Below are 26,231 nucleotides of genomic sequence, written 5' to 3' on the forward strand. Positions count from 1 at the left end.
GGGCACCGGTTGCTCCGATGCCCCGCCCTGTCGGCCTGTCGACCCGTCGGCCCGTCGGCCCGCCGGCCGAAGGTCCCGCCCGATGCTCAGGCGGTCGCGGCCTCCACGTCCTCGTCGACCCAGTCGAAGGTCTTGGTGACGGCCTTCTTCCACAGGCGCAGCGAGCGCTCGCGGGTCTCGGGATCCATGTCGGGCTCCCAGCGCTTGCCCTCGGCCCAGTTGTCGATGACGTCCTGCTCGCCGTCCCAGTAGCCCACCGCGATGCCGGCGGCGTAGGCGGCGCCGAGCGCGGTGGTCTCGATGACCTCCGGGCGCACGACGGGCACGCCCAGGATGTCGGCCTGGAACTGCATGAGGGTCTCGTTCTGGACCATGCCGCCGTCGACCTTGAGCTCGGTGAGGTCCACGCCGGAGTCGGCGTTCATGGCCTCGAGCACCTCGGCCGACTGGAAGGCGGTGGCCTCCAGGGTCGCCCGCGCGATGTGGTTCTTGTTGATGTACCGCGTCATGCCGACGATCGCGCCGCGGGCGTCGGAGCGCCAGTACGGGGCGAACAGCCCGGAGAAGGCGGGGACGACGTAGCAGCCGCCGTTGTCGTCGACCTTCTTGGCGAGGTCCTCGATCTCCGGGGCGCTCTTGATGAGGCCCAGGTTGTCGCGCACCCACTGCACGAGGGAGCCGGTGACGGCGATCGAGCCCTCGAGCGCGTAGACCGGCTTGCTGTCGCCGATCTTGTAGGCGACGGTGGTGAGCAGTCCGTTCTCGCTGCGCACCAGCTCCTCGCCCGTGTTGATGAGCATGAAGTTGCCGGTGCCGTAGGTGTTCTTGGCCTGGCCCACCTCGAAGCACGCCTGCCCGAAGGTCGCGGCCTGCTGATCGCCCAGGATGCCGGCGATCGGGGTGTCGATGAGCAGGTCGTTCTTGCGGCCGTACCCGTAGACCTCGGAGGAGGACTTGATCTCGGGGAGCATGGACAGCGGGATGCCCATGTCCTTCGCGATGTCCTCGTTCCAGTCGAGGGTGTCGATGTTCATGAGCATCGTGCGGGAGGCGTTGGTGACGTCGGTGACGTGCACGCCGCCGTTCTGTCCGCCGGTGAGGTTCCACAGGACCCACGAGTCGGTGTTGCCGAAGATCAGGTCCCCGGCCTCTGCCTTCTCGCGCGCGCCCTCGACGTTGTCGAGGATCCACTTGACCTTGGGGCCGGAGAAGTAGGTCGCGAGCGGGAGGCCCACGCGCTCCTTGTACTTGTCGGCGCCCTCGTCGCCCGCGAGCTCGTTGCAGATCTTCTGCGTACGGGTGTCCTGCCAGACGATCGCGTTGTAGACGGGCTCGCCGGTGTTCTTGTCCCAGACCACCGCGGTCTCGCGCTGGTTGGTGATGCCCACGGCGGCGAGCTGGTGGCGGTTGATCTCCGCCTGCTGGAGCGCATCGGCGACGACCGCGCGGGTGTTGCGCCAGATCTCCACCGGATCGTGCTCGACCCACCCCGACTTCGGGAAGATCTGCTCGTGCTCCTTCTGGCCGGTGGCCACGATCTGGCCGCCGTGGTCGAAGACGATCGCGCGGGTCGAGGTGGTGCCCTGGTCGATCGCCAGGATGAACTTCTTCTCGTCAGTCACGGAAACTCCTTCAGTCCCTTGCTGCGGTGATGGTGTCGGTGGTGAAGCGGGTGCTCGTGGGGAGCCGGTCTCAGAATCCCATCTGGACGACGAGGCCGGCGATGATCGCGCCGATCACGGGGCCGACGATCGGCACCCAGGCGTAGCTCCAGTCGGAGCCGCCCTTGCCCTTGATGGGCACGAGCGCGTGGGCGATGCGGGGCCCGAGGTCACGCGCGGGGTTGATGGCGTATCCCGTCGGCCCGCCGAGGGAGGCGCCGATGGCGACGACCAGGAGGGCGACGGCGAGCGGGCCCAGGTCGACCGGGGTGTTGCCGAAGTTGAGGATGATGAACACGAGCACGAAGGTCGCGATGATCTCGGTGAGCACGTTCCAGCCGTAGCTGCGGATGCCGGGGGCCGTCGAGAACGTCCCCAGCACGGTGGCCTGGTCCTCGGTCTGGTCGTAGTGGTTGCGATAGGCGAGCCAGACGAACACGGCGCCCAGGAAGGCTCCGATCATCTCCGCCGCGAAGTAGGCGAGCGTGGTGCCCACCGTGATCGGGATGCCGGGCGCGTACTCGCCGGCGCCCGAGACCGCCAGGCCGATGGTGACGGCGGGGTTCAGGTGGGCACCGGTCTTGTACGCGGCGTAGACGCCGACGAACACGCCGAGGCCCCAGCCCCAGTGGATCATCAGCGGGCCGCCGCCATGGCCGCCCGTCTTCGCCAGGGTGTGGTTCGCGACGACGCCGCAGCCCAGCAGCGTCAGCATCGCGGTGCCCATGATCTCGTAGATCATGATCGTGCCGATGGTTCCCATGGATTCTCCTCGTCGAGTGGGATGCCGCAGCGGTGCGGCCAGATGGAAGGGTCCCGCGCGCGGCCATCGGGACCGCGCGCGGGGTGGTCGGTCAGCGACCGGGTGTCAGCTGCGGGGCACCTCCTGGGCGGAGGCGACGGCTGCGGCCGCCTCGGCATCGGAGTGGGTGGCCTCGCCGGCCAGGCGGGCATCGACGAAGGCCCGGTAGGCGCCGACCTCGGCGTCGCGGGTCGCCCGGTCCCAGCCGAGCTCGCCGGCCATGATGTCGGCGATCTCCTCGGAGGCGGCGGCGCCGCGGTCGCGCACCTCGTAGTCGAGGCGGGTGCGGCGCAGCATGAGGTCGGCCAGGTGCAGGGCGCCCTCGGCGCGGACGGCGTAGAGCACCTCGGCGCGCAGGTAGCGCGGCGCATCCTTCAGCGGCTCGCCGAGCGAGGAGTCCTCGTCGATGAGGGCGAGCACGTCGCGCAGCAGGGTGCCGTAGCGCATGAGCAGGCGATCGGTGCGCAGCTCGCCGAAGCCGTGCTTCGTCGCGATCGCGTCCTTCTCACGGCGGATGCCCTCGAAGCCCTGGGCGCCGATCAACGGGACGACGGTCGTCATCGAGGGGCGACCGGGGAACACGTCCTTGATCGCGAAGTCGACGACGTCCTCGGCCATCACGCGGTAGGTCGTGTACTTGCCGCCGGCGATCGCGGTGAGGCCGGGCTCGACCTCCATGACGGTGTGCTCACGGGAGACCTTCGTGGAGGCGCCGCCGGCGTCCTTGACGGGCTGCAGCAGGGGGCGCAGTCCGGCGTAGGTGCCGATCACGTCGTCGCGGGTGAGGTCGTGGTCGAGCACGGCGTTGGCGTGCTCGATGATGTAGTCGATGTCGTCGGAGGTCGCCGCGACGTGCGCGGGGTCCTCCTTCCACGGGGTGTCGGTGGTGCCGATGACCCAGTACTCGTCCCACGGGATGATGAACAGGACGGACTTCTCGGTCTGGGTGATGATCCCGGTGTCCGGGACGGCGGGGATGCGGTCGCGGGCCACGGTGATGTGGACGCCCTTCGAGGCGAGCACCTCGAGGCCGGTCGTCGCGCCCGCGACGTGCTGCTGGTCGCCGGTCCACACGCCCGCGGCGAGGATGGTCTCGCGCGCATGGGCGTCGAACTCCTCGCCCGTCTCCTCGTCGCGCAGACGGGCGCCGACCACGCGGTCCCCCTCGTGCAGGTAGGAGACGACGCGAGTGTACGTCGCGGCGCTCGCCCCGTACTCGAGCGCCGAGCGGACGAGCATCATCACGAAGCGCGCGTCGTCCTCCTGCGCGTCGTAGTACTCGAGTGCGCCGACGATCTTCTCGCCGTCGAGCGCCGGGAAGACGTTCATCATCCGGCGGTGGCTGAGGTGGCGGTGGAAGGGCACAGCGCGCTTGCGGCCGATGGACTGCATGGCGTCGTAGAGCATGACGCCGGAGCCGATGAAGGCGCGCTCGACCACGCGCTTGAAGAACGGGAAGACGAAGCTGATGGGCTTGACCAGGTGCGGGGCGGTGCGCGTGAGCAGAAGATCGCGCTCGCGCAGGGCCTCGGCCACGAGCTTGAAGTCGAGCATCTGCAGGTAGCGCAGGCCGCCGTGCATGAGCTTCGAGGAGCGGGAGGAGGTGCCGCTGGCCCAGTCGTGGGCCTCGACGACGGCGACGTCCAGGCCGCGGGTCGCGGCGTCGAAGGCGGCGCCGGCGCCGTTCACACCTCCGCCCACGACGAGCACGTCCAGGGGGTTCTCGGCCGTGGCGGCCCGGAGTCGATCGAGGCTCTCGGTGCGGCTCGCGGCGTTCAGGGTGGTGGCGTTCTGCGACGGCACGTGCGCTCCTTCGTCAGCTGTGCGTCATCGGGTGACGATGTCTGGGACGTCGGCCGACGGGGCGGGAGCTGGGCGGGCGCTCGTGGAGGGAGGGCATGCCGCTGGACGGGCTCCGCTGGCCGATATGTCTCCATCCTCGGGACGATGTGCGCCGCGAGCAACCGGAGTGCACGGATGTGCAAGACTGCCGGGGTGAGAGCGGATGCACGGCGCGCGGCGGCCTTCGAGGCTGCACGGATGTACTACCAGCAGACGCAGACCATGGAGGCGATCGCCTCGCACCTGGGCGTCTCCCGCTCGACGGTCTCGCGTCTGCTCGCGACCGCGCGCGACGAGGGGATCGTGCGGGTGAGCCTGCACGCGCCGGGCGCGCGGCGGGCCGGGGACCTGCAGGAGGAGATCGCCCAGTCGTACGGGGTCGCGGTGCACGTGGTGCCGTCCGTCCCGGAGTCGACGGAGCGCGAACGGCTCGACGCGGTGGCGGCAGAGGGCGCGGCGCTCGTGCAGTCGCTCCAGCAGCCGGATTCGGTGATGGGCATGGCCTGGGGGACGACGGTCGCGGCGCTCGTCGAGGCGGCCGAGGCGAAGCCGGTGCCGGGGCTCGCGATCGTGCAGCTGAACGGCGCGATCAACCCGCAGGGCTCGGGGCTGGGGTATGTGTCAACCGTGCTCGCGCAGGCGGCGTCGTCCTGGGGAGCGACGGTGCACCTGTTCCCGGTGCCGGCGTTCTTCGACTACCCGGACACCCGCGATGCGCTGTGGCGGGAGCGGTCGGTGCGCCAGGTCCTCGCACTGCAGTCACGCTGCCGCCTGGCGGTGTTCGGCGTCGGCGCGTTCGACGCCGAGGTCCCCAGCCACGTGTACACCTCGGGGTACCTGTCGGCACGGGACGTGCACGATCTGCGGTCCGACGGTGTGGTCGGGGACGTCTGCACGACGTTCCTGCGGGCCGACGGCAGCTGGGACGACGTCCCCCTGAACGCACGAGGATCCGGACCGACCCCTGCGGATCTGGCCCGGATCCCCCGTCGCGTGCTGGTCGCCGCGGGCCCGCGCAAGGCGGCGCCGCTCAGGGCGGCCCTGCTCGCGGGCTGCGCGACCGATGTGGTGGTCGACGAGGTGACGGCGAACCGGCTCGTGCATCTGGGGTGAGCCGGAGCCGGGTCATGGGGACCGGACCTCGTCGGCCGCAGTGATCAGCGGTCGGCGATCAGCCGTCGGCGATCAGCTCCCGGAGACGGCGCCCGCGAGGTCCGCGAGGGACTGCTCGAGCTGCTCCTCGGAGACGAGCGGGAAGATCTTCAGCAGGTCCTTGTCGGTGACGTCGGTCCAGGAGTAGGTGAGGGTGACGAGGGTGGAGTCGGACCCCTGCGACTCGAGGGTGTAGAGCCACTCCCAGCCCTTCGGGTCGTCCTTGGCGTCCTCGTTGGCGGGCTTCCAGCCGATCATCTTGCCGTCGTCGAAGGCGGTGACGTGGTTGTACATCTTGTACTCGCCACCCATGTGCTCGCCCTCCATGTTCATGACGAACTGCTCGCCGACCTTCGTGATGCGCTCGGTGTCCTCGGCGCTGCGCACGAAGCCGGAGCCGTCGAACTCGTGGTGCCGGGCAGGGAGGGAGAGCAGGTCGAAGATGTCCGCGGCGGGGGCGTCGATGGTGCGGCTGACGGAGATGCTGGTCTCGTTCGTGGTCATGTCCCCCACCGTGCCACCATCACCTGGAGATGTCACGGGCTGGCGCCGACCTGGGCGAACGTTGGTCGCGCGTGGCGCGCACGCTGGGGACGGCACGGAGCGAACTGCGGCGTCGCTGTTTTCAGGCGTGCCTGTAGAGGGGCACGGTGGTGTGCCCCTCTACGGGTGGGGGTGCTGCTGGCGGGGCTCCGACCTCAGGCTCTGCGATGGCGGGTCGGGCTGGTGGGTCAGAAGGGTGGTGGTCCGGGGTCGAACTTGGGTGGTGGGTTCTGTTGCTTGCGTGGTTTTCGGGTGGTGGCGCTGATGGGGATGTCGCCGTCGTACTGGAACGTCGGGAGTGGCTGGTACCGATGCCGCACGGGTTTCTCGACGGGGACTTCTTCCAGGTCAGGCGCTCCGGCCTGGTCCATGTCGACGCGGGGCCACGGGTCCGGGACACCAGGCCGGACCGGCCACGGTGAGTCCAGCCGGGAGGGATCCGGAGTCGGTGCCTCTGCGCTGGTGCGGGCCTCGGCATCGCGTTGCTGCTCGTAGTCGTCCTGCCTGCGCTCTATCGAGTCCCAGACGGCGTCGAGCTGTGCGACGGCTTGTGGGGTGAGGAGGTCGGTGTCGTCTTCGCGGAACACGCGGAAGCGTTCGTGCATCTCCCACACCGTGCCCGCGGTCCCTGCCGGTGACTCGTCCGCCTCTACACGGATGGGGTCGAGCTTGCCGGCGGTTTTCATCGCGTGGTGGAACCAGCACAGGAAGTGCAGGTTCTCCACCGCCGTCCGACCACCACACACCGGGTCCGCGTGGTTGTACTCCACGATGTGATCCGCTTCGGAGGCCACAGACGCTGCGCGCTCGCAGCCAGGGACGCCGCAGGACTGGCCGCGGAGTCTCAGGTGTTCGAGCATCGCCCCGGTCGGCCGGTACTTCTCCGCCGGACGCGGCAGAAACTCCCCGCTCGAGGGATCGGTGAGGACCCGGAACCACTCGTCGCTCTTCCCGGCGATCTCACGGGCCATCTGCGCCGGGATCGGCGTCCCGTCCTCCAGCACGCCCGGGGCATCGTCGCCGCCGACGAGGGTCAGGAACGGGACGAGCACGTTCAACCGGAACCTGGCCTCCGGAACGGTGATGCCGCCGGTGTCGAGCTGGGCGGCATGGGCGAGGTGGTAGCGGATCAGGTTCAACGACAGGGGCATGCCCTCGTTCTCCACCCGACGATCCGGATCCAGGGGGATCTCCGTGCCCTCCATGAGGGCGTGGCGCTGGGCGTTCTGGATCGCCCGAGCCGCCTGATCGAACTTCCCCGCCAATGCCTTGATCTCCGGTGCCGGGCCGATGATCCGCAGCGAGGCGACGCCATCGAGGGTTCCGGGGTCCAGGACCATGCGACGGCGGGTGGAGGAGATTTCTTCGGGTTCTTTCGGATGCCGCTGCTGAATCTTCGCCACCAGGAGTTCGAGGCATTTCGTGAATACTCTCGGCATGATCGCCAAACACCACGAGGCGACCGTGACATCCACCAGCACCATCTCCGCGGGCGTGAAATCCGCGGTGCGCCGCAGCAGGGTGCGGAACCATTCCGCCGGGAATTCGCCTGCTTCCAGGGCTTGGGTGCAGCGCGGGAGGAGGTCCACGGCCCGGTGGGCGTCGGTGATGGCTTTGGAGGCCTGCCCGCGGGTGCAGCGCATCGCGACCGCGACCATCAGGTCCTGCTGCTCGACCTCAAAGGGGTCGGCGTCCATGTCCTCACGCCCCGCCCAGAACGGCGCCAGGGCCACGAAGCGGCGGGAGAGCTCGTAGGACTCGTCGACGCCCTCGTCCCAGAGGGCGCGGACCTGCGCGGTGAGCTCCGCATCCGGGCGGGACTTGACCCTGCGCGCCACCACCTCCCGGCAGACCGCCTTCTTGGGTTCCTTCACGATGAACAGCGGCTTCACGCCCTCCGGGGGCGCGGCCACGAACCGGGGCGTGTGGGCGTGCATGTCCTCGCGCTGACGCTCGGTCATCTTCTCCAGGTCGTCCAGGATCGTGAACGTCGACTCGATCGCCGGCTGCCCGGGAAGGTCCAGACGCCCCTGCGACTCCGGCTGCTCGACTGCACTCACACCACCCACCCCCTCCCCCGGCACTCCACCACCCAGCGCGAGACTGCGCGATGCGATAACCCTGATTCGAGAGACGAGAACAATGAATCCGGCGACTTCACCTATGAACCCGCCGCCACTCGCGCTCGATCGATATGTCCGATTCTATCCCGTCTTGCCACCGAAAACTAGACCTCAATCGAGAATGTGGATAAGCCGAAGAAACACCTCCCTCTTCCACGCCCAACAACCTCTCAGTGGATAACCCCGTGGAAAACACCCCCTTGTGGAGGAACCACTCCGCCCACAGAGGAACCACCGAGCGCGAAGACGAACCGATGCGCGAACCCCCGCCCGCAGATTCACCGACTCCCGCGACGCGACACAGCGAGGCCCACCCCACCCGCCAGGCCACGGCCCCTCAGCGCGCCGAGAAGCGGCCGATCCTATAGCTCCGCACACCGCCCACCCCCAAGCCCACCTCGGAGCACGCTCGCACCGTCACCTGCACGTCCCCACCGTTCACCACCCACTCCTCGACTCCCCGCCGCACCCGACCCACCCGAGCCCACCGCCACACCACCCGTCGGCCCCACGAGACACCCCTTGACTCCCTATAGGATCCACACCACACTTGCGACCGAACCATGGCAGGGACGCCGCGACGACGCGGCCCTGAGGTGCGAAGGAGCGCTCATGACTGCCTCTCACGGTCCGACCGAAGCCGCCAACGCGGAAGCAGCCGGGATCAACCCCGGCACCCATCGTCTGGTGCCGCGCGCGCCGGCGATCTCGTGGTGGATGCTGCTGCTCACCACGGTCGCTATCCTCATGACCTCGGTCGATCATCAGATCCTTCCCGCGGTGCTGCCGGAGGTCTCGCAGGAGTTCGGGCTCTCGCCGGAGCAGGCGGGGCTCATCAACTCGGTCTACTTCGCCGGGCTCGTGGCCGGCGGCATCGTGTTCGGCTACCTCTCGGACCGGATCGGCTCCGGATACCGGCGCACGTGGACGTGGAACATCGCGATGCTGCTCGCGATCATCGGCGGCGCGCTGACATTCGGCCTCGCCGGGAGCTTCCTCGCCTTCCTGCTGCTGCGCATCCCGATGGGCATCAGCCGCGGCGGATCGGAGCCCGTGAACGTCGCGATCGTCGCGGAGTGGTGGCCCAAGGAGCACCGCGGATTCGCCGTGGGCGTGCACCACACCGGCTTCCCCATCGGACAGTTCCTCGCGGGTGCGCTCATCGCGATCGTGCTGGGCTCCGGGAACTGGGCGACGGCGTTCCTGGTGATCCCGCTGCTCGGGATCCCGATCATCATCGGCCAGGCGTTCCTGGGCAGGCGGCGGAACCAGGCCACGCTCTACCGGAAGATCGAAGAGAGGGGGCAGACTCCCCCGCTGCCCGAGCTCACCGACCGCAGCGCGGCCGGCCTCTGGGGTCCGGTGCGCGAGGCGCTGCGCCACGCGAACGTGCGCTGGGCCGTGGTGCTGTGCTTCCTGTTCCTGTGGGGCGAGGCCGGGGTCGTCACGTTCCTGACCACGCAGTTCAAGGGGATCGGGATGGAGACCTCGCAGGCGATCCTGGTCTCCGGCGCCTCGGGGCTGACGGGCTGGATCGGCCAGGTCGTGTGGGGCACGCTCTCGGATCGTCTGGGCAGGAAGTTCTCGATCGCCTTCCTGATCCTGGGGTGGACGGGGACGCTGCTTGCGATGATCCTCATCCACGACGTGGTGACCGCGTGGATCATCCTGCTGGCCTGGGGCCTGTTCCGCAACGCGCCGTTCCCCGTGGTCTACGCGCTGCTGGTCGACTCGGTGCCGCGAGCCGCAGGCACCGCGCTGGGCATCATGATCGGCGTGGCCCTGGGCGTCTCCGGGATCTTCGCCTCGGCGGTGTCCGGTGTGGTCATCACCCATCTCGGCTTCACCTGGCACTACGTCATCCTCGCGGCGATCTGCCTGCTCGGGTTCATCCCGCTGGCCCGGATCACCGAGACCGTGCGGGTCGCGCGCCGGGACATGCCCGATGCGCCCCGCGCCGCGTGAGTCCACCACGAACCCTCGAGCCCCGGCCCCGATCCCCCGAAGGAGACCACCCATGACCGCCTCAGATCTCTTCGATCCCGACGCCCGCCTCGAGAAGGTCGCCGACGGCTTCACGTGGACCGAGGGTCCCGCGTGGATCGCCGCCCGCGGCGTGCTGCGCTTCAGCGACATCCCCGGGAACCAGGTGCTCGAGTTCAGTGAGGCCGACGGCGTGACGCGGCAGGTCACGGGCTCGGCCGAGTTCACGAACGGCCGGACCGTCGGCCCCGACGGGGCGATCGTCGAGTGCTCGCACGGCCGCCGCGCGGTGCAGATCGACCGCACGGGCGCGTCCGAGGACCCGGCCGCCGTTCCCTACGCCCCCGAGGTCCTCGTCGACCGCTTCGGCCGGGCGAGGCTGAACTCCCCGAACGACGTGGTCGTGAAGTCCGACGGCACGATCTGGTTCACCGACCCCTCTTACGGGATCAAGCGGCCGGTCGAGGGGCATGCGGGCGAGGAGGAGTACGGGGACAGGTACGTCTTCCGCTTCGATCCGGCCGACGGGTCGCTCGCGCCGGTCGTCATCGACGTCGAGGCGCCCAACGGCATCGCCTTCTCGCCCGACGAGTCGATCCTGTACGTCTCGGACTCCTCGATCGACCCGCCCGACCGCGACCACCCGGACCCCGAGCGTCCCGGCGGGCACGCGATCCACGCATACGACGTGCTCGGCGGGCGGCACGCGAAGAACGGACGGACGTTCGTCGAGGTCAGCCCCGGTCTTCCCGACGGGTTCCGTGTGGACGAGGACGGCAACGTGTGGTCCTCCTCGGCGACGGGCATCCAGGTCTTCTCACCGGACGGCGCGCGCCTCGGCGAGATCCCCGTGCCGGAGGAGGTCGCGAACTGCTGCTTCGGCGGGGCCGACGGCCGCACCCTGTACATCTGCGGCTCGACGAGCCTGTACCGGATCCGCACGCGCGCCCGGGATGCCCACGCGCGGACGCACGGCTGACGCGCGGCCGGCGCCGGCATCGGGCCTAACGTCAGGCCCTGCCGAACACGTCCTCCAGGCGGAGCTGCGGCCTGCCGAGCACCTGCTGCACGTCCCCGCTCACCGGGGCGAGGACGCCTGAGGCGATCGCCGTGTAGGTGCTGATCCAGGCGTCGACCTGCCAGTCCGGGGCCCCGTAGGGAGCGCGGGAGGCGCGTGCCTCGGCCATCGTCTCGTCGACGTACTCGAACCTCTCGCCCGTCGCCGCGGTCAGGCGCTCGGCGGCCTCTCCCAGCGTGAGAGCCTCACCGCCGGTGATCTCGAGGACGGTGTCGCCCCACGCCTGGGGATCGGTGAGCACACGGGCGGCGACCTGGGCGACGTCCTCGCGGGCCACGAACGCGCACCGGCCATCGCCCGCCGGTCCGCGCAGGGTGCGGTCCTCCCCCGCCCAGGGCAGGAGCACGTCGAGATAGAAGTCGTCCCGCAGGAACGTCCACGTCAGCCCCGAGCGGCCGGCGGCCTCCCGGATCGCGTCCTCGGTGGCGCCGTGGTCCCGGGCGAGCGTGAACTCGGCGTCGGCCGAGGCGCCCGTGAACGAGGTGTAGACGAGATGGCGCACGCCCGCCTCGGTCGCCGCGGCGATCGCCGTGCGGTGCTGCGTGACGCGGTCGTCGGACTCGCCGGCGGAGACCAGCAGCAGGGTGTCGAGGCCCGCGAACGCCGCCCGGCAGGCGTCGCCGTCGTCGAAGGAGGCGACGGCCACCTCCGCTCCCGGCACGTGCGGAGCGCGCGCCGGATCGCGCACGATGAGCCGCAGATCCCCGGCGCGGCCCTGCGCGGCGAGGAGCTCCGCGACGCGTCGGCCGATGTGCCCGCTCGCCCCGGTGATGCCGATCCTGCGGGTGGCGACACCACCGGCTTCGTCGACGCCGGATGCCGGGGCGGTCACTTCGCGATCCCCTTGTCCTTCAGCCAGGCCTTCGCGATGGTCGCGGAATCGGCCTTCTCGTCGACGCTGCGCGTGTTCAGGGCGATGAGCTCGTCGGTGCTGAGCGCATCGGTGACCTTCTTGATCGCGGCGGCGCCGGCGTCGTCCACCTTGGACGAGACGATCGGGACCACGTTCTCCGGCAGCACCATGACCTTCGGGTCCTCGAGCGGGACCAGGTCGTTCTTCACGATCGCCGGATCGGAGGTGTAGAGGTCCGCGACCTGCACCTTGCCGTCCATGAGGGACTTCAGGGTGAGAGGGCCGCCGGAGTCGGAGACGGGCACCACGGTGATGTCCACGCCGTAGTCGCTCTTGGCGCCCTTGGGGCCGTAGGGGCGCTCCTCGAACTCGGGATTCGCAGCGATCTTCAGGTCGCCGATGCCGGCGAGGTCGCCGATGTCCTTGAGCGAGTTCTGCGAGGCGAAGTCCTTGGTGACCGTGTAGGAGTCCTGGTCGGTGGCCTCGGCGTAGGGCAGGGCGCGCAGGCCGTCGTCGAGCGCCTTCTCGAGGCCCTTCGCGAGGTCGTCGGCCGTGCCCTTCGCGGCGGACTCGTCGAGGTACTGCAGCAGGTTCCCGAGGTACTCGGGGATCACGTCGATCGTGCCCTTCTGCAGCTCGGGCACGTAGACCTCGCGCTGGCCGATCTGGAACTGCCGCTTCACGGTCGCGCCCGAGCCCTCGAGGGCCTGGGCGAAGAGCTCGGCGATAATCTCGTTCGAGTAGTACTGCTGCGAGCCGACGACGATCTCGCCACTGCCGCTCCCGCCGCCGTCGGACCCGCCCGAGCCGGAGCCCGAGTCGCTCTTCAGCGGGTCGTCGTTCGAGCAGGCGGCCGCGCCGAGGGCGACGATCCCCGTGCCCGCGAGGGCGGCGAGGCTGCGTCGGCCGACGACGGGGCCGGTCGTGGTGATCGGGCTGCGGACGGGGAGGCGGCGGCGATGGGTCATGGAGACTCCTCGGTGGATGGGACGGAGGTCGGGGAGATGCGGAGAGCTGTGGGGGCTCAGCCCCGGGCGGCTCCGCGCGGCGCGAGGAGGCGTTCGAGGACGCGCAGCGCCACGTCGAGGACGAGTGCGAGGGCGACCACCAGGATGGACCCCGCGAGCATCTGCGGATAGTCCTGCAGCTGGAGGCCCAGGAAGATGAAGCGGCCGAGACCTCCGTTGCCGATGTACGAGGCGAGCATGACGGTGGCGACGACCTGCACGATCGCGAGGCGGAAGCCCGAGATCAGCAGCGGCAGCCCGAGCGGCACCTCGACGCGGGAGAGGATCTGCCATTCGGTCATGCCCTGGGCGCGGGCGGCGTCGACGGTGCGCGGGTCGACGGACTCGACCGCGGAGTAGGCACCCGCGAGCAGGGACGGGATCGCGAGGACCACGAACGCGAGGATCGGCGCCTTCAGCCCGATGCCGAGCCACAGCCCGAACAGGGTGATGAGGCCCAGCGTGGGCAGGGCGCGGGCGGCGCCGCTGAGCGCGACGACGATCCCGCGGCCGCGGCCCGTGTGGCCCACGAGCAGCCCGATCGGCACCGCGATGACGGCGGCGACGACCACGCCGAGCGCCGTGTACCAGAGGTGCTCGAGCAGGCGGGTGGGGATGCCGTCGGCCCCCGACCAGCGGGTGGGGTCGGCGAGCCACGAGAAGGCCTCGAGGAGCTGGCTCATCGGACCCCCTCCCCGCGCACGCGGGACCAGGGCAGCGCGAGGCGGCCCCCGAGCATGATCAGCAGGTCCAGGGCGATCGCGAGGGCCGCGGTGAGCACGATGCCGGCGAGGATCTCCGCGGTGATGCTGCGCTGGAACCCGTCGATGAACAGCATGCCCAGGCTGGGCACGCCGAGCACGCCGCCCACGGTGACCAGGGAGACCGTGCTCACCGCGACCACGCGCAGCCCCGCGACCAGGGCCGGACCGGCGAGCGGCAGCTCGACCCGGAGGAACCGGGCCAGCGGCGCATAACCCTGGGCGGTGGCCGACTGCAGGGTGTCGCGGCTAACCGCGCGCAGGGCCTCGGAGGCGCTGGGCACCATGAGCGCGAGGCCGTAGATCGTGAGGGCGACGATGATGTTGACCGTGGAGCGGATGCCTGTGCCCAGGATGATCGGCAGCACGATGAACAGCGGCAGCGAGGGCACCGCGTAGAGCAGCCCGGCGCCGGCGGTGAGCCCGCCGCGCAGCCAGCCGCGGGCGTTGGCGAGCTTCGCGATCGGGATCGCGAGCACGAAGGCCAGCACGATCGGCGGGATCGACTGCCCCAGGTGGGCGAGCAGGCGCTCGGCCAGCAGCGGGAGGTTCGCGAGCACCCAGCTCACGAGCGGGATCCCTCGCGCAGGACCCCGACGGGGCGGTCGCCCGCGTCGAGGACGACCTGCTGGCCGCTGACCTCGTCCACGTGCAGGGCGCGCTTGCCGACGCCGCTCCCCACGAACGACTCGACGAAGTCGTCGGCCGGATCGGCGAGGATCTCCGCCGGGGTCCCCTGCTGGGCGATCTCGCCGCCGGGGCGCAGGATCACCACCTGCTCGCCGATGAGGAAGGCCTCGTCGATGTCGTGGGTGACGAAGAGGATGGTCTTGCCGAGCTCGCTCTGCAGGCGCAGCAGCTCCTTCTGCAGCTCGGCCCGCACGATGGGGTCGACGGCGCCGAAGGGCTCGTCCATGAGCAGGATGTTCGGGTCCGAGGCGAGTGCCCGGGCGACGCCCACGCGCTGCTGCTGCCCGCCCGAGAGCTGCGAGGGATAGCGGTCGCCGAGCCGATGGTCGAGGCCCACCATCTCCAGCAGGGCGAGCGCCCGCGAGCGGGACCGCCGACGGGAGACGCCCTCGAGGAGGGGGACGGTCGCGACGTTCTCGGCGACCGTGCGGTGCGGGAGCAGCCCGGAGGCCTGCATGACGTAGCCGATACTGCGGCGCAGCTTCACGGGGTCCACGCCCGCGACGTCCTCGTCGTCGATGAGGACGCGGCCCGAGGTCGGGTCGACCATGCGGTTCACCATCCGCATGAGCGTGGTCTTGCCGGAGCCGCTGGTCCCCACGAGCACCACGCTCGCGTGGGAGTCGATGGTGAGGGAGAAGTCCTCCACGGCGGTCGTGCCGCCGGGATATGTCTTCCCGACGTGGTCGAATCGGATCACGGCCGCCTCCCAGCGCGGGGGTCGTCGTACAGATGTTCGAGACGTGCTGGCCCGACACTACGCCACCGCGGTGGCCGGTGCGAACGGGACACGATCAGCGGGATCGGCCGCCGCCCTCCGCGGCGCGGCGCCGCATGCGCCGCTCGAGTAGGCCCGCGGCCTTGGTGAGCAGGAAGTTCAGCACGATGTAGATCACCGAGACGACCACGTAGGTCTGCACCAGGAAGCGGGTGATGGAGACCATCGTCTTGCCCTGGAACTGCAGCTCGTTGAAGCTCACCACGAAGCCGAGGGTCGAGTCCTTGAGCAGGCTCACCAGGGCCAGGATCAGGCTCGGCAGCACGAGGCGCACGGCCTGCGGGAGGATCACGTAGCGCATGGTCTGGCCGCGGGAGAGGCCGATCGCGGCCGACGCCTCGTCCTGGCCGCGGTCCACCGCCCCGATGCCCGCGCGGAACACCTCCGCGGTGCTCGCGGAGCTCACCAGGATCATCGGCACCACGAGCATCCAGAAGCGCGGCAGGTTCACGCCGTAGGCAGGCAGGGCCAGCAGGAACGCGTAGACGACCAGCAGCATGGGGATGCCGCGGAAGAACTCGATCCACACCGCGGAGATCGCGCTGAGGGCCCGTGCCCGCGAGATCCGTCCCAGGGCCAGGACGAGTCCGAAGGGGAAGGCGATGACGGCGGCGACCGCCGTCGCCTCGAGCGTCCCCATCAGCCCCTTGCCGAGGAACGCGATGTAGTCGCGTCGCAGGTAGGGCAGCCACTTGTCGGCCGCGAGCTGGCCGTTGCGCTGGAACTGCCACAGGCCCAGCGCGATCAGCGCGAGGATCGCGAGGGAGGAGACGATCGAGATCAGCAGGATTCGCCGACGGCCCCGCGGGCCGGGGGCGTCGAAGAGGACCTGCGTGGCCGAGGTGCTCGTGGTGCTCATGCCTGCGCCGCCCCCTGCAGTCGGTCGGCGGTGCGCAGCGGGCGCGCGCCGCCCGGGGCGACCGCCCTCTCGACGCGTCGTCCGAGGTAGGCCACCCCGAGCGAGAGCGCGAGGTAGAGGGCGCCCGCGACGAGGAACAGCAGCACGGCCTGCGCGGAGGCGATGTTCAGCTGCTGGGTGACGTAGGTGATCTCGACGACCGAGATCGCCGCGCACAGCGAGGACCCGATGACGGTCGCGATGAACACGTTCACGAGCGGCTGCACCATTGTGCGGAAGGCCTGCGGGAGCACCACGTAGCGCAGCACCCCGAAGAAGCCCAGCCCGATCGAGCGGGCGGCCTCGGCGTGGCCGATGGGGACGGTGTTGATGCCCGAGCGGATGTTCTCGCACACGAAGGCCGCGCCGGAGAGCGTCAGCCCCGCGACGCCGCACCAGAAGTAGGGCAGCAGCACCCCGGCGTCCGGCAGGCCGAAGGCCAGCAGGATCAGCAGGCTCAGCAGCGGGATGTTGCGGAAGATCTCCACGTACACGGTGGCCGCCCAGCGCAGCGGCGGGATCGGGCTGACCCTGCATACGGCGAGCGCCGTGCCGAGGACCAGCGCGAACGCGTACCCCAGCACCGTGAGCGCGATCGTGGTGCCGATCCCCTGCAGCAGCAGCGGGATGTTGTCGAGGATGATCTGCATGGCGTCCCTCCGTCGCTCCTCCGTCGGCCCTCCGTCGGTCCTCCGCGGGTCAGGACGGCAGGTCGCCGATGGTCGGCGGCTCGGGCGTCTCGTCCTCGATGACCTGGCCGATGGTGGCCTCGTAGAGCTTCTTCCAGGTGCCGTCGTCCTCGATCGCCTTCAGGAAGCCGTTGACGAAGTCGAGGGCGTCCGAGTCCTTGTTCAGCCCGATGCCGTAGGGGTCCTCGGTGAAGGGCTTGCCGACGACGGTGACCGACGGGTCCGCCTTCGAGTTGCCGAGCAGCACGCCCTGGTCGAGCACGTAGGCGTCCACGCGCTTCTGCTTGAGGGCGGCGACGCAGGACTCGTTGTCGGCGAGGGTCTCCGTCTTGCCCGGGTCCTTCACGTGCTCCTCGATGGCCTGGATGCCCGTGGAGTTCGACTGGGTCACGAGCTTCTTGCCGGTGAGGTCCTCGGGTCCGGTGATGGAGTCCTTGTCCTCGGTGCGCACCTGGATGGCGGTGCCCGAGAGGTAGTAAGGCCCGCCGAAGTCGATGAGGTCCATGCGCTCGGGGGTGATCGAGTAGGTCGCGATCACGCAGTCCACCGAGTTGTTCTGGACGAGCTTCTCGCGGGTGTCGACGGTGGTGTCCACGTAGTCGACCTTCTCCTCGCCGCCGTCGCCCAGGATGTACCGGGCGAGCAGCTGCGTGATGCCCGCGTCGAAGCCCGTGACCTTGTTGGTCGACGGGTCGATGAGGGAGAACACCTGGTTGGCGGTGGTGCCGCCGCGCGTGAGCTTGCCGGCGTCCTTGATCTTCTTCGCCCAGGCGCTCTTCTGCACGTCGGCGTCGTCGGCGACGGGACCGCCCGCGATGACCCCGTCGTAGGCCGAGCTCGCGCCGCCGTCGTCACTGCCGCCGCCGAGCGACGGGGCGTCGCCGGTGTCGGAGGAGCAGGCGGCGAGCGCGGCGCCGAGAGGCAGGGCGGCGGCAGCGGCGACCACGGCGCGGCGGGCGGGGCGGAAGCTGGTGGAGGTCATCGGGTTCTCCTTCGTCGGGAACGGGATCGGGGATGGAGGGACCGGGCGCGAGGGATCAGTGCGGGAGGATCTTCGAGAGGAAGTCCTTGGCGCGCTGGGACTCGGGGGCGGTGAAGAACTGCTCTGGCTCGCCCTGCTCGACGATCTCGCCGGCGTCCATGAAGACGACGCGGTCGCAGACTCGGCGGGCGAAGCCCATCTCGTGGGTGACCACGAGCATCGTCATGCCGGCCTCGGCGAGCTCGGTCATGACGTCGAGCACCTCGTTGATCACCTCCGGGTCCAGGGCCGAGGTGGGCTCGTCGAAGAGCATGGCCTTGGGCTTCATGGCGAGCGCGCGGGCGATCGCGACGCGCTGCTGCTGACCGCCCGAGAGCGCCGCGGGCAGGCTGTGCTCCTTGCCCGTGAGACCCACGCGGGCCAGCAGGTCCATCGCCTCCTTCGTGGCCTCGGCCTTCGAGACCCCGCGGACCTTCGTCGGCCCGAGGGTCACGTTGTCGACGGCGCGCAGGTGGGGGAAGAGGTTGAAGGACTGGAAGACCATGCCGACGTCGCTGCGCAGCCGCGCGAGGTCCCGCCCCTCCTCCGGGAGGGGCTCGCCGTCGATGAGGATCCCGCCGGCGCTGATCGTCTCCAGACGGTTGATGCAGCGGCACAGCGTGGACTTGCCCGAGCCGGAGGCCCCGATGAGCGCGACGACCTCGCCGCGGTGGATGTCGAGGTCGATGTCCTTGAGGGCCTGGAAGTCCCCGAAGTGCTTGTCGACGCCGCGCACCGAGATCACGGGCTCGGCGCCCGACGGGCTGCCCGGGCTGTGTTCGCTCATGCCGGAAGCATTCCCTGATCCGGGCATTCTGTCCACGCGACGCGGCCCCGCCGCCTGGATCGATGCCCTCTCGTGACCGCTCGCGGGGCTGGTCACCGGCGAGTTCACGGTGAGCGACGGGAGCCGCGTAGGGTGCCACGAACCGCCACAGAGCGCATCCGCACCGACCACACACGAGAGGTGGAGAGCGTGCCCTCCCCCGATCCCCGCACCGCCGCGACCCCGCCATCGGCTCCGCCCTCGCGGGCCCGACGGCTGCTGCGCAGCTACCGCTTCCCCCTGGCCATCCTCACGGGCGTCGTCATCGGCGCGGTCGTGGGCCTCGTGCTCGGAGAGCGCGCGAGCGTGCTGAAGCCCTTCGGCACGCTGTTCGTGAACATGATGTTCACGCTCGTCGTGCCGCTCGTGTTCTTCTCGATCGCCTCCGCGGTCGCGGGCATGTCCTCGGTCAAGCGGCTCGGGAAGATCCTCGGCGCGATGCTCGCGATCTTCGCCGTGACCGGCATCATCGCCTCGCTGCTGATGATCGCGGCGCTCGGGATCTTCCGCCCCACCGACGGCGTGCAGGTCGAGCTCACCCAGCCCGAGAAGACCGAGGACGTCGGCTCGATCGGCGATCAGCTCGTGCAGACCTTCGTGGTCGACGACTTCTCGAAGATCCTCTCGACCGAGCACATGCTCGCGCTCATCGTCTTCGCGGTGATCGTGGGGATCGCGACCTCGAGCATCGGGGAGAAGGGCGCGCCGTTCTCACGGTTCCTGAGCTCCGGCTCCGAGGTGTTCCTGAAGTTCACCTCGATCATCATGTACTACGCCCCCATCGGGCTGGGCGCCTACTTCGCGGCGCTCATCGGGGAGCTGGGCGCGCAGCTCGTGGGCGACTACTTGCGCGCCTTCCTCGTCTACTACCCCGTCGCGATCCTCTACTTCCTGATCGCCTTCACGCTCTACTCCTTCCTCGCCGGGGGCAGGCGCGGCATGAGGCGGTTCTGGGCGCACATCCTGGAGCCCACGGCGGTCTCGCTCGGGACCTCCTCGTCGGTCGCGGCGATCCCCGCGAACCTGCGCGCCGGCGAGAGGATCGGCGTGCCGCGGGACGTGCGCGAGACGATCATCCCGATCGGCGCGACGATCCACATGGAGGGCTCCTCGCTCAGCGCGATCCTCAAGATCGCCTTCCTGTTCGCGGTGTTCCAGCGGGACTTCTTCACACCCTCGAACATCCTCATCGCGGTCGCCGTCGCGCTGCTCTCGGGCATGGTGATGGCCGGGATCCCCTCGGGCGGGTTCATCGGCGAGCTGATGATCATCACGCTCTACGGCTTCCCCGCCGCGGCGCTGCCGATCATCCAGATCATCGGCACCGTCATCGACCCGCCCGCCACCACCGTGAACTCCGTCGGCGACCAGGCGAGCAGCATGCTCGTGGCGCGGGTGCTCGACGGGAAGGACTGGATGGACCAGCCCGACGTGCCCGACGAGCCCGACCCTGCCGAACCCGTGGCGGCGGACCTCGCCGGCGCACGAACGGAGTGACCATGGACCTCACCGCCCTCCCCCGCCGCCGGTACACCGACGGCCCCACGCCGCTGCAGCACCTGGAGCGGATCAGCGCCGAGCTCGGCGGGCCGCAGATCTGGGTCAAGCGCGACGACCTGCTGGGCCTCGCCCTGGGCGGGAACAAGACCCGCAAGCTCGAGTTCCTCGTGGCCGACGCCCTGGCCCGCGGCGCCGACTGCCTGGTCACGGCGGGCGGCGTGCAGTCCAACCACTGCCGGCTCACCCTGGCCGCCTCCCGCGTCGAGGGCCTCGCCTGCCATCTCGTGCTCGAGGAGGACCTGGGGGCCGACGGCACGGCCGTCCCGGGCGGGAATCCGCCCGAGGACACGGGCAACCGCTTCCTCTTCGACCTCCTGGGGGCGGAGACCGTGGAGGTGCACCCGCACGGCGCCGACCTCGGCGCCCGCATGGAGGAGATCGCCCGGGAGCTCGAGGCGAGAGGCGCCCGCCCCTACGTGAGCCCGATCGGCGGCTCGAACGCCCTGGGCGCGCTCGGGTACGTGGATGCGGCCGGCGAGCTGCTGCGCCAGATCGACGAGGCAGGACTCGAAGTCGATGAGATCGTGACGCCGAGCGGCTCCGCCGGGATGCAGGCGGGCCTGGTCGCCGGTCTGCACGCCGCGGGCAGCGGGATCCATGTGGTCGGCATCAACGTGAGCCGCTCGCGCGAGGAGCAGGAGCCGAAGATCGTGGGGCTCGCGCGAGAGGTCACGCAGCTCCTGGGTCTGCCGGAGGTTCCGAGGGAGAGGATCGTGGGGCTCGGGGACTTCGTCGGCCCCGGGTACGCGCTGCCCACGCCCGGCATGGTCGAGGCGCTGCGACTGTTCGCGCGCACCGAGGGCCTGGTGCTCGATCCGGTCTACACGGGCAAGGCTGCGGCAGGGCTGGTGGCGCGGATCCGCAGCGGCGAGCTCGGCCCGGGGCAGACGGTCGTGCTGCTGCACTCCGGCGGGGTGCCCGGCCTGTTCGCGCGCACCGCGGCCTTCGCCTGAGCGACGGGACCGTCGTCCGGGCCCGTCGACCGGTCCTGTCGGCCCGGCCCCGGATCAGCCCCGGTAGAAGCCCTGGTAGACGGCGTCGAACGGAGCCCGGCCGTGCTGGCGGTGCTCGATCGCGCTGGTGACCACACGCTTCGCGGTGCGCGCCGCGTCGAGCGCGTCGGCGCCCTTCGCGAGCTCGGCGGTGACGGCCGCCGCGAGCGTGCAGCCGGCGCCGGAGACGCGATGCTCCCCGATCTTCGGGCTGCGCAGCACCACCTCGCGCTCCTCGTCGACGAAGACGTCGACGGCGTCCTCGCCGGCGAGCTCGACGCCGCCCTTGGCGAGGACCGTCACGCCCCAGCGCTCGTGGATCGCGCGCGCGGCGGCGGTGAGGTCCTCGAGGGAGTCGAGAGGACCCGTGCCCGCGAGGATCCGGGTCTCCCCCAGGTTCGGGGTGACGAAGGTGGCGCGCGGCAGGATCTTCGCCGTCAGCGCGTCGTCCGTGGCGCGGGCGGGGGTGTCGCCCTCGCCCTCCTTGCAGATCATCACGGGGTCCAGCACCACGTGCGGGAAGTCGTGCTCGGCGAGGGCGCCCGCGACCACGTCGATCGTGCCCGGGGTGCCGAGCATGCCGAGCTTCACGGCGTCGATCTCGTGGACGGCGGTGCTCGACTCGATCTGGTCGGCGATCGTCCCCGGGTCGATCGGCACGAAGCGGTGCGCCCAGCCGTCCTGCGGATCGAAGCTCACGATGCAGGTCAGGGCCACGCTGCCGAAGACCCCGAGCTGGTGGAAGGTCTTGATGTCGGTCTGCGCGCCCGCGCCTCCGGTGGCCTCGGAGCCGGCGATGGCGAGGGCGACGTGGACCATGGGGACCTCCGGGAGCTGGGGTCGGCGGCGGTGTGCGATGCGGCCGACGCGGAACGGGCGATCGCCCACTCTACGACCCGGGCCGATAGTGTGCGGGGGTGCCCGGATCAGCATCGGACGGGCTCTGGGCCCGCCATCTGGGTCCGAGCCTGAAGTTCCTCACCGTGGGCGGCCTCGTCTTCCTGTTCGACGCCGCCCTCTACAACCTGCTCGTCTTCTGGTCCCCCGCGAGCGGCTGGGGGCACGGGCTGCTGCACGCGCATCCGATCACCGCGAAGGTGCTCACGATCGTCGCGGCCTCGTCCCTCACCTACCTGGGCAATCGGCTCTGGACCTACCGCGACCGGCCGAGCCCGCGCACCGCCCGCTCGATCCTCGTGTTCGTGGGCCTCAACGTGCTGGCCTCCGCCCTGCAGCTCGCCTGCCTGGGCTTCTCGCGGTACGTGCTGGGCCTGGACTCGGCGCTCGCCGACAACGTCTCCGGCACACTCATCGGACAGGTGGTCTCGACCACCTTCCGATATCTCACCTATGGGCGATTCGTGTTCCCGCACGACCAGGAGACGGCGCCCGATGACGCCGACATCGCGTCGGACGAGCGCACCGGCTCCCTGCAGGACCGCTGACCGTCCTAGAATCCAGGCAGACCGGCGGACATCCTCCGCGTCGGCCTCGGCGTTCCACCGGCACGCCGCTCCGCCCACCCGGGTTGCGACCTTTCCCGCCCCGGGGCGTCGATGAGGACAGTCATGACTACAACAACCGAGGCCAAGAGCGGTTTCAGCCCGCGCGTGGCCCTGCAGAAGGTCGGCACCTCGCTGTCGAACATGGTGATGCCGAACATCCCGGCGCTCATCGCCTGGGGCATCCTCACCGCGTTCTTCATCGCTGACGGGTGGACCCCGAACGCCGCTCTCGAGAGCGCGACGACGCCGATGATCCACTATCTGCTGCCGCTGCTCATCGCGAACACCGGCGGACGGATGGTCTACGAGGCGCGCGGCGCGGTCGTGGGCGTCATCGCGACCATGGGCGTGATCGCCGGCTCCGACTGGCTGATCGCCCAGGACAACGCCGAGATGCTCAAGCAGTGGGTGGCCGCCGGCAAGGACGCCGCCGACTACACCGAGCTGGGCCAGGTCCACATGTTCATCGGCGCGATGATCATGGCGCCGCTCGCCGCATGGCTCATGAAGAAGCTCGACCGGCTGTGGCAGGACCACATCCCCGCCGGCTTCGAGATGCTCGTGAACATGTTCTCGGCCGGCATCTTCGGCTTCATCATGCTGGTGATCGGCTTCTTCGGACTGGCTCCGCTCGTCAACGGCCTGATGAGCCTGCTCTCCAGCGGCGTCGAGGCCCTGGTGCACGCGCATCTCCTCCCGCTCGTGTCGATCCTCATCGAGCCCGCGAAGGTCTTCTTCCTGAACAATGCGATCAACCACGGCGTGCTGACTCCGCTGGGGCTCTCGCAGGCCTCGCAGAGCGGCAAGTCGGTCCTGTTCCTCCTCGAGGCGAACCCCGGCCCGGGCGTCGGCATCCTGCTGGCGTACACCTTCTTCGGCCGGGGCGCCGCGCGCGCTTCGGCCCCCGGCGCCGCCCTCATCCAGTTCTTCGGCGGCATCCACGAGATCTACTTCCCGTACGTGCTCATGAAGCCGATCCTGATCCTCGCTGCCATCGGCGGCGGCATGACCGGCGTCGCGATCAACGTGGCCTTCGGCACCGGGCTCATCGCGCCCGCATCTCCGGGCTCGATCTTCGCGATCTTCGGCGTGGCCGCGCGCGACTCCTATCTGGGCATCTCCCTTGCAGTGCTGGGTGCGGCAGCGGTGAGCTTCGTGCTCTCCATGATCTTCCTGAAGATCGGCAAGCAGGACGACGGCGACATCGCCTCGGCCACCGCGAAGATGGAGCAGATGAAGGGCAAGAAGTCCTCCGTCGCCGGTGCCCTCACCGGCGGTGCGGCGGCGGGCGGCGCGGCCGGTGCCGCGGCGGCCGCCGACGGCTCCTCGCACACCGGCCCGATCCAGCGGATCGTGTTCGCGTGCGACGCGGGCATGGGGTCCTCGGCGATGGGCGCGACGGTGCTGCGCAAGAAGGTGCGCGCCGCTGGCTTCGACGACGTCGAGGTCACCAACAAGGCGATCTCGAGCCTGAACGACGAGTGGGACGTGGTGGTGACGCAGAAGGAGCTCACCGACCGCGCCCGCCAGCGCACCGGCTCGGCGATCCAGGTGAGCGTCGACCAGTTCATGAACTCGCCGCGCTACGACGAGGTCGTCGAGCTCGTCGAGCAGCGCAACAACCCCGATGCCGCGTCGGCCGACGACTCCGCCGCTGATCAGGCCGGGGCCGACGGCGGCTCCACCGGGACTGCCGAGGGCGCCGGCACCGGCGGTGCCGTCGCCGCGGCCGGAGCCGGAACAGCGGCGGGAGCCGGGGCGGGTGCCGCAGCGGCCTCCGCGAACACGCACCGCGCCGAGCCCGTCCAGGAGCCGTCGTCGACAGACGCCGCTCCGGCCGGAGCCGCGCCGTCCGATGCCGCGTCGGCCGATCAGGGCCCCGAGATCCTCTCGGCGTCCTCGATCGTGCTCGACGGCAGCGCCGGTTCGGCCGACGCCGCGATCGACGAGGCCGGCGGCCTCCTGGTCCGCGCCGGCGCGGTCGACACCGAGTACGTCAGCGCGATGCACGATCGCGAGGCGACCGTCTCGACGTTCATGGGCAACGGGCTGGCGATCCCCCACGGCACGAACGAGGCGAAGGAGTCGATCTCCCGCTCGGCCATGTCGTTCGTGCGCTACCCGAACGGGATCGACTGGAACGGCAACCCCGTGACCTTCGTCGTGGGCATCGCGGGCGTGGGCAACGAGCACCTCGCCCTGCTGCAGAACGTCGCCATGACGTTCTCCGACCCCGCGCAGGTGGAGCGCCTCGAGAAGGCCACCACCGCGCAGGAGATCCTGGACATCTTCTCCGAGGACAAGGACTGATCCGATATGGCCAAGAAGGCAGTGCACTTCGGCGCCGGCAACATCGGCCGCGGCTTCGTGGGGCTGCTCCTCCACGAGGCCGGGTACGAGGTCGTCTTCGCCGACGTCGCCGACGCCCTCATCGATTCCCTCGACGCCGCGGACTCCTACACCGTGCGGACCGTCGGCCAGCACCCGACGGAGACGGCCGTCGACGGCTTCCGCGCCGTCAACTCGGGGAAGGACCTCGAGACCCTCACCGGTGAGATCGCCTCCGCCGACGTGGTCACCACGGCCGTGGGCGTGCACATCCTGCGGTTCGTCGCGCCGGCGATCGCCGCCGGGATCGCCGCGCGAGCGGCCGACGCACCCCGCGTCGCCGTGATGGCCTGCGAGAACGCGATCAACGCGACGGACACCCTCGAGGAGGAGATCCGGAAGAACTACGAGGGAGACGACCTCGACGCCAAGGCGCTGTTCGCGAACACCGCCGTGGACCGGATCGTGCCCGTCCAGGACCCCGCCGCGGGCCTCGACGTCACCGTCGAGGACTTCCACGAGTGGGCCGTGGACCGCACGCCCTTCGGCGGCGACGTGCCCGACATCCCGGGCGTGACCTGGGTGGACGACCTCGCCCCGTACATCGAGCGGAAGCTGTTCACGGTGAACACCGGCCACGCCACCACCGCCTGGCACGGCTGGAGGGCCGGTCACGCGACCATCGCCGACGCCATCGAGGACCCGGCCGTCGAGGCCAAGGTCCGCGAGGTGCTCGCGGAGACCTCCGAGCTGCTCATCGCCAAGCACGGCTTCGATGCGCAGACGCAGCAGGACTATGCGACCAAGGTGCTCGGGCGCTTCCACAACCGCGCCCTGCCCGATCCCGTCGAGCGCGTGGGCCGCGCGCCCCTGCGCAAGCTCTCCCGGCACGACCGCATCGTCGGCCCCGCCGCCGAGCTCGCCGAGCGCGACATGGCCGCCCAGGGGCTCCTGGACTCCTTCTCCGCCGCTCTCGCCTTCACCCCGGAGGGCGACGAGGAGGCGGACCGGCTGCAGGAGATCCTGCGCACCGAGGACGCCGACGGCGCGACCGCCGAGATCACCGGGCTCGAGCCCGAGCACCCGCTGTACCCGCAGGTCAAGGAGAGGATCGCCGAGCGGCAGTCCGTGCTCTGACC

General features: G+C 70.3%; 23 protein-coding genes. 8 read left to right on the forward strand and 15 right to left on the reverse strand.

Translation table 11 applies throughout. From position 1 onward, the window contains the following. Window positions 1-86: 86 nt before the first annotated feature. The 3 genes from glpK to Bra3105_RS09160 all read right to left on the reverse strand — a co-directional run bounded on the left by glpK (window position 87) and on the right by Bra3105_RS09160 (window position 4,266). Window positions 87-1,622 carry a glycerol kinase GlpK gene (glpK, locus tag Bra3105_RS09150; protein WP_200503311.1) on the reverse strand — a complete coding sequence of 512 codons (1,536 nt, stop codon included), beginning with the start codon at window positions 1,620-1,622 and terminating at the stop codon, window positions 87-89. Between the two features lie 70 nt (window positions 1,623-1,692). After that, window positions 1,693-2,415, reverse strand: coding sequence for an MIP/aquaporin family protein (locus Bra3105_RS09155; protein ID WP_228359626.1), 723 nt, complete (start codon window positions 2,413-2,415; stop codon window positions 1,693-1,695). Between the two features lie 114 nt (window positions 2,416-2,529). Beyond that, on the reverse strand, window positions 2,530-4,266 hold the full coding sequence (locus Bra3105_RS09160; protein WP_228359557.1) for a glycerol-3-phosphate dehydrogenase/oxidase: 1,737 nt from the start codon (window positions 4,264-4,266) through the stop codon (window positions 2,530-2,532). Between the two features lie 192 nt (window positions 4,267-4,458). Here Bra3105_RS09160 and Bra3105_RS09165 point away from each other — a divergent pair, with 192 nt between their 5' ends. Further along, window positions 4,459-5,418 carry a sugar-binding transcriptional regulator gene (locus Bra3105_RS09165; RefSeq protein ID WP_228359558.1) on the forward strand — a complete coding sequence of 320 codons (960 nt, stop codon included), beginning with the start codon at window positions 4,459-4,461 and terminating at the stop codon, window positions 5,416-5,418. A 72-nt stretch (window positions 5,419-5,490) separates the two neighbouring features. Here the strand turns inward: Bra3105_RS09165 and Bra3105_RS09170 are convergent, their stop codons facing one another. Together Bra3105_RS09170 and Bra3105_RS09175 are read right to left on the reverse strand one after the other, a co-directional pair. Then, a complete protein-coding gene (locus tag Bra3105_RS09170; protein WP_228359559.1) occupies window positions 5,491-5,961 on the reverse strand; it encodes an SRPBCC family protein in 471 nt (156 codons plus the stop codon). A gap of 227 nt (window positions 5,962-6,188) precedes the next feature. Beyond that, complete coding sequence (locus Bra3105_RS09175) at window positions 6,189-8,060, reverse strand: HNH endonuclease signature motif containing protein (RefSeq protein WP_228359560.1); 1,872 nt, start codon at window positions 8,058-8,060, stop codon at window positions 6,189-6,191. A 675-nt stretch (window positions 8,061-8,735) separates the two neighbouring features. Here Bra3105_RS09175 and Bra3105_RS09180 point away from each other — a divergent pair. Continuing rightward, a complete protein-coding gene (locus Bra3105_RS09180; RefSeq protein ID WP_228359627.1) occupies window positions 8,736-10,088 on the forward strand; it encodes an MFS transporter in 1,353 nt (450 codons plus the stop codon). A gap of 52 nt (window positions 10,089-10,140) precedes the next feature. Beyond that, window positions 10,141-11,085 carry an SMP-30/gluconolactonase/LRE family protein gene (locus Bra3105_RS09185; RefSeq protein WP_228359561.1) on the forward strand — a complete coding sequence of 315 codons (945 nt, stop codon included), beginning with the start codon at window positions 10,141-10,143 and terminating at the stop codon, window positions 11,083-11,085. 31 nt (window positions 11,086-11,116) lie between these two features. Here the strand turns inward: Bra3105_RS09185 and Bra3105_RS09190 are convergent, their stop codons facing one another. The 9 genes from Bra3105_RS09190 to Bra3105_RS09230 form a co-directional block, all read right to left on the reverse strand. Then, window positions 11,117-12,016 (reverse strand): SDR family oxidoreductase, encoded by a 900-nt coding sequence (locus Bra3105_RS09190; RefSeq protein ID WP_228359562.1) that lies wholly within the window; start codon window positions 12,014-12,016, stop codon window positions 11,117-11,119. Continuing rightward, a complete protein-coding gene (locus Bra3105_RS09195) occupies window positions 12,013-13,005 on the reverse strand; it encodes an ABC transporter substrate-binding protein (RefSeq protein ID WP_228359563.1) in 993 nt (330 codons plus the stop codon). The genes Bra3105_RS09190 and Bra3105_RS09195 overlap by 4 nt, the downstream gene beginning before the upstream one ends. Before the next feature lie 56 nt (window positions 13,006-13,061). Next, on the reverse strand, window positions 13,062-13,727 hold the full coding sequence (locus Bra3105_RS09200) for an ABC transporter permease (protein WP_228359564.1): 666 nt from the start codon (window positions 13,725-13,727) through the stop codon (window positions 13,062-13,064). Beyond that, window positions 13,724-14,374, reverse strand: coding sequence for an ABC transporter permease (locus Bra3105_RS09205; protein WP_200503319.1), 651 nt, complete (start codon window positions 14,372-14,374; stop codon window positions 13,724-13,726). Before Bra3105_RS09205 ends, Bra3105_RS09200 begins: the two co-directional genes overlap by 4 nt. Beyond that, complete coding sequence (locus Bra3105_RS09210) at window positions 14,371-15,195, reverse strand: ABC transporter ATP-binding protein (RefSeq protein WP_200503320.1); 825 nt, start codon at window positions 15,193-15,195, stop codon at window positions 14,371-14,373. Before Bra3105_RS09210 ends, Bra3105_RS09205 begins: the two co-directional genes overlap by 4 nt. A 94-nt stretch (window positions 15,196-15,289) precedes the next feature. Continuing rightward, window positions 15,290-16,132: an amino acid ABC transporter permease gene (locus Bra3105_RS09215; protein WP_200503321.1), complete on the reverse strand. Its 843-nt coding sequence runs from the start codon at window positions 16,130-16,132 to the stop codon at window positions 15,290-15,292. Continuing rightward, complete coding sequence (locus Bra3105_RS09220) at window positions 16,129-16,821, reverse strand: amino acid ABC transporter permease (RefSeq protein ID WP_228359565.1); 693 nt, start codon at window positions 16,819-16,821, stop codon at window positions 16,129-16,131. Before Bra3105_RS09220 ends, Bra3105_RS09215 begins: the two co-directional genes overlap by 4 nt. Before the next feature lie 49 nt (window positions 16,822-16,870). Continuing rightward, window positions 16,871-17,842 (reverse strand): glutamate ABC transporter substrate-binding protein, encoded by a 972-nt coding sequence (locus Bra3105_RS09225; RefSeq protein WP_228359566.1) that lies wholly within the window; start codon window positions 17,840-17,842, stop codon window positions 16,871-16,873. 55 nt (window positions 17,843-17,897) lie between these two features. After that, window positions 17,898-18,668, reverse strand: coding sequence for an amino acid ABC transporter ATP-binding protein (locus Bra3105_RS09230; RefSeq protein WP_323188858.1), 771 nt, complete (start codon window positions 18,666-18,668; stop codon window positions 17,898-17,900). A 189-nt stretch (window positions 18,669-18,857) separates the two neighbouring features. Between Bra3105_RS09230 and Bra3105_RS09235 the strand changes: the two genes are divergently transcribed. Both Bra3105_RS09235 and Bra3105_RS09240 read left to right on the forward strand, forming a co-directional pair. Further along, window positions 18,858-20,204 (forward strand): dicarboxylate/amino acid:cation symporter, encoded by a 1,347-nt coding sequence (locus tag Bra3105_RS09235; protein WP_228359567.1) that lies wholly within the window; start codon window positions 18,858-18,860, stop codon window positions 20,202-20,204. Window positions 20,205-20,206: 2 nt separating this feature from the next. After that, window positions 20,207-21,220, forward strand: a complete 1,014-nt coding sequence (locus Bra3105_RS09240) for a D-cysteine desulfhydrase family protein (protein ID WP_228359568.1) — start codon at window positions 20,207-20,209, stop codon at window positions 21,218-21,220. 54 nt (window positions 21,221-21,274) lie between these two features. Here Bra3105_RS09240 and Bra3105_RS09245 read toward each other — a convergent pair whose 3' ends face one another. Beyond that, window positions 21,275-22,078: a hydroxymethylpyrimidine/phosphomethylpyrimidine kinase gene (locus Bra3105_RS09245; protein ID WP_228356435.1), complete on the reverse strand. Its 804-nt coding sequence runs from the start codon at window positions 22,076-22,078 to the stop codon at window positions 21,275-21,277. A 98-nt stretch (window positions 22,079-22,176) separates the two neighbouring features. Between Bra3105_RS09245 and Bra3105_RS09250 the strand changes: the two genes are divergently transcribed. The 3 genes from Bra3105_RS09250 (at window position 22,177) to Bra3105_RS09260 (ending at window position 26,229) form a co-directional block, all read left to right on the forward strand. After that, window positions 22,177-22,704 carry a GtrA family protein gene (locus Bra3105_RS09250; RefSeq protein ID WP_228356436.1) on the forward strand — a complete coding sequence of 176 codons (528 nt, stop codon included), beginning with the start codon at window positions 22,177-22,179 and terminating at the stop codon, window positions 22,702-22,704. Between the two features lie 123 nt (window positions 22,705-22,827). Then, the gene (locus Bra3105_RS09255; RefSeq protein ID WP_228356437.1) at window positions 22,828-25,074 is read left to right on the forward strand and encodes a PTS sugar transporter subunit IIA; all 2,247 of its coding nucleotides are present in this window, start codon (window positions 22,828-22,830) and stop codon (window positions 25,072-25,074) included. 6 nt (window positions 25,075-25,080) lie between these two features. Beyond that, the gene (locus tag Bra3105_RS09260) at window positions 25,081-26,229 is read left to right on the forward strand and encodes a mannitol-1-phosphate 5-dehydrogenase (protein WP_228356438.1); all 1,149 of its coding nucleotides are present in this window, start codon (window positions 25,081-25,083) and stop codon (window positions 26,227-26,229) included. The last annotated feature ends 2 nt before the right edge of the window (window positions 26,230-26,231 follow it).

Source organism: Brachybacterium halotolerans subsp. kimchii, assembly GCF_020792675.1.
GTDB classification, from domain to species: Bacteria; Actinomycetota; Actinomycetes; order Actinomycetales; family Dermabacteraceae; genus Brachybacterium; species Brachybacterium halotolerans.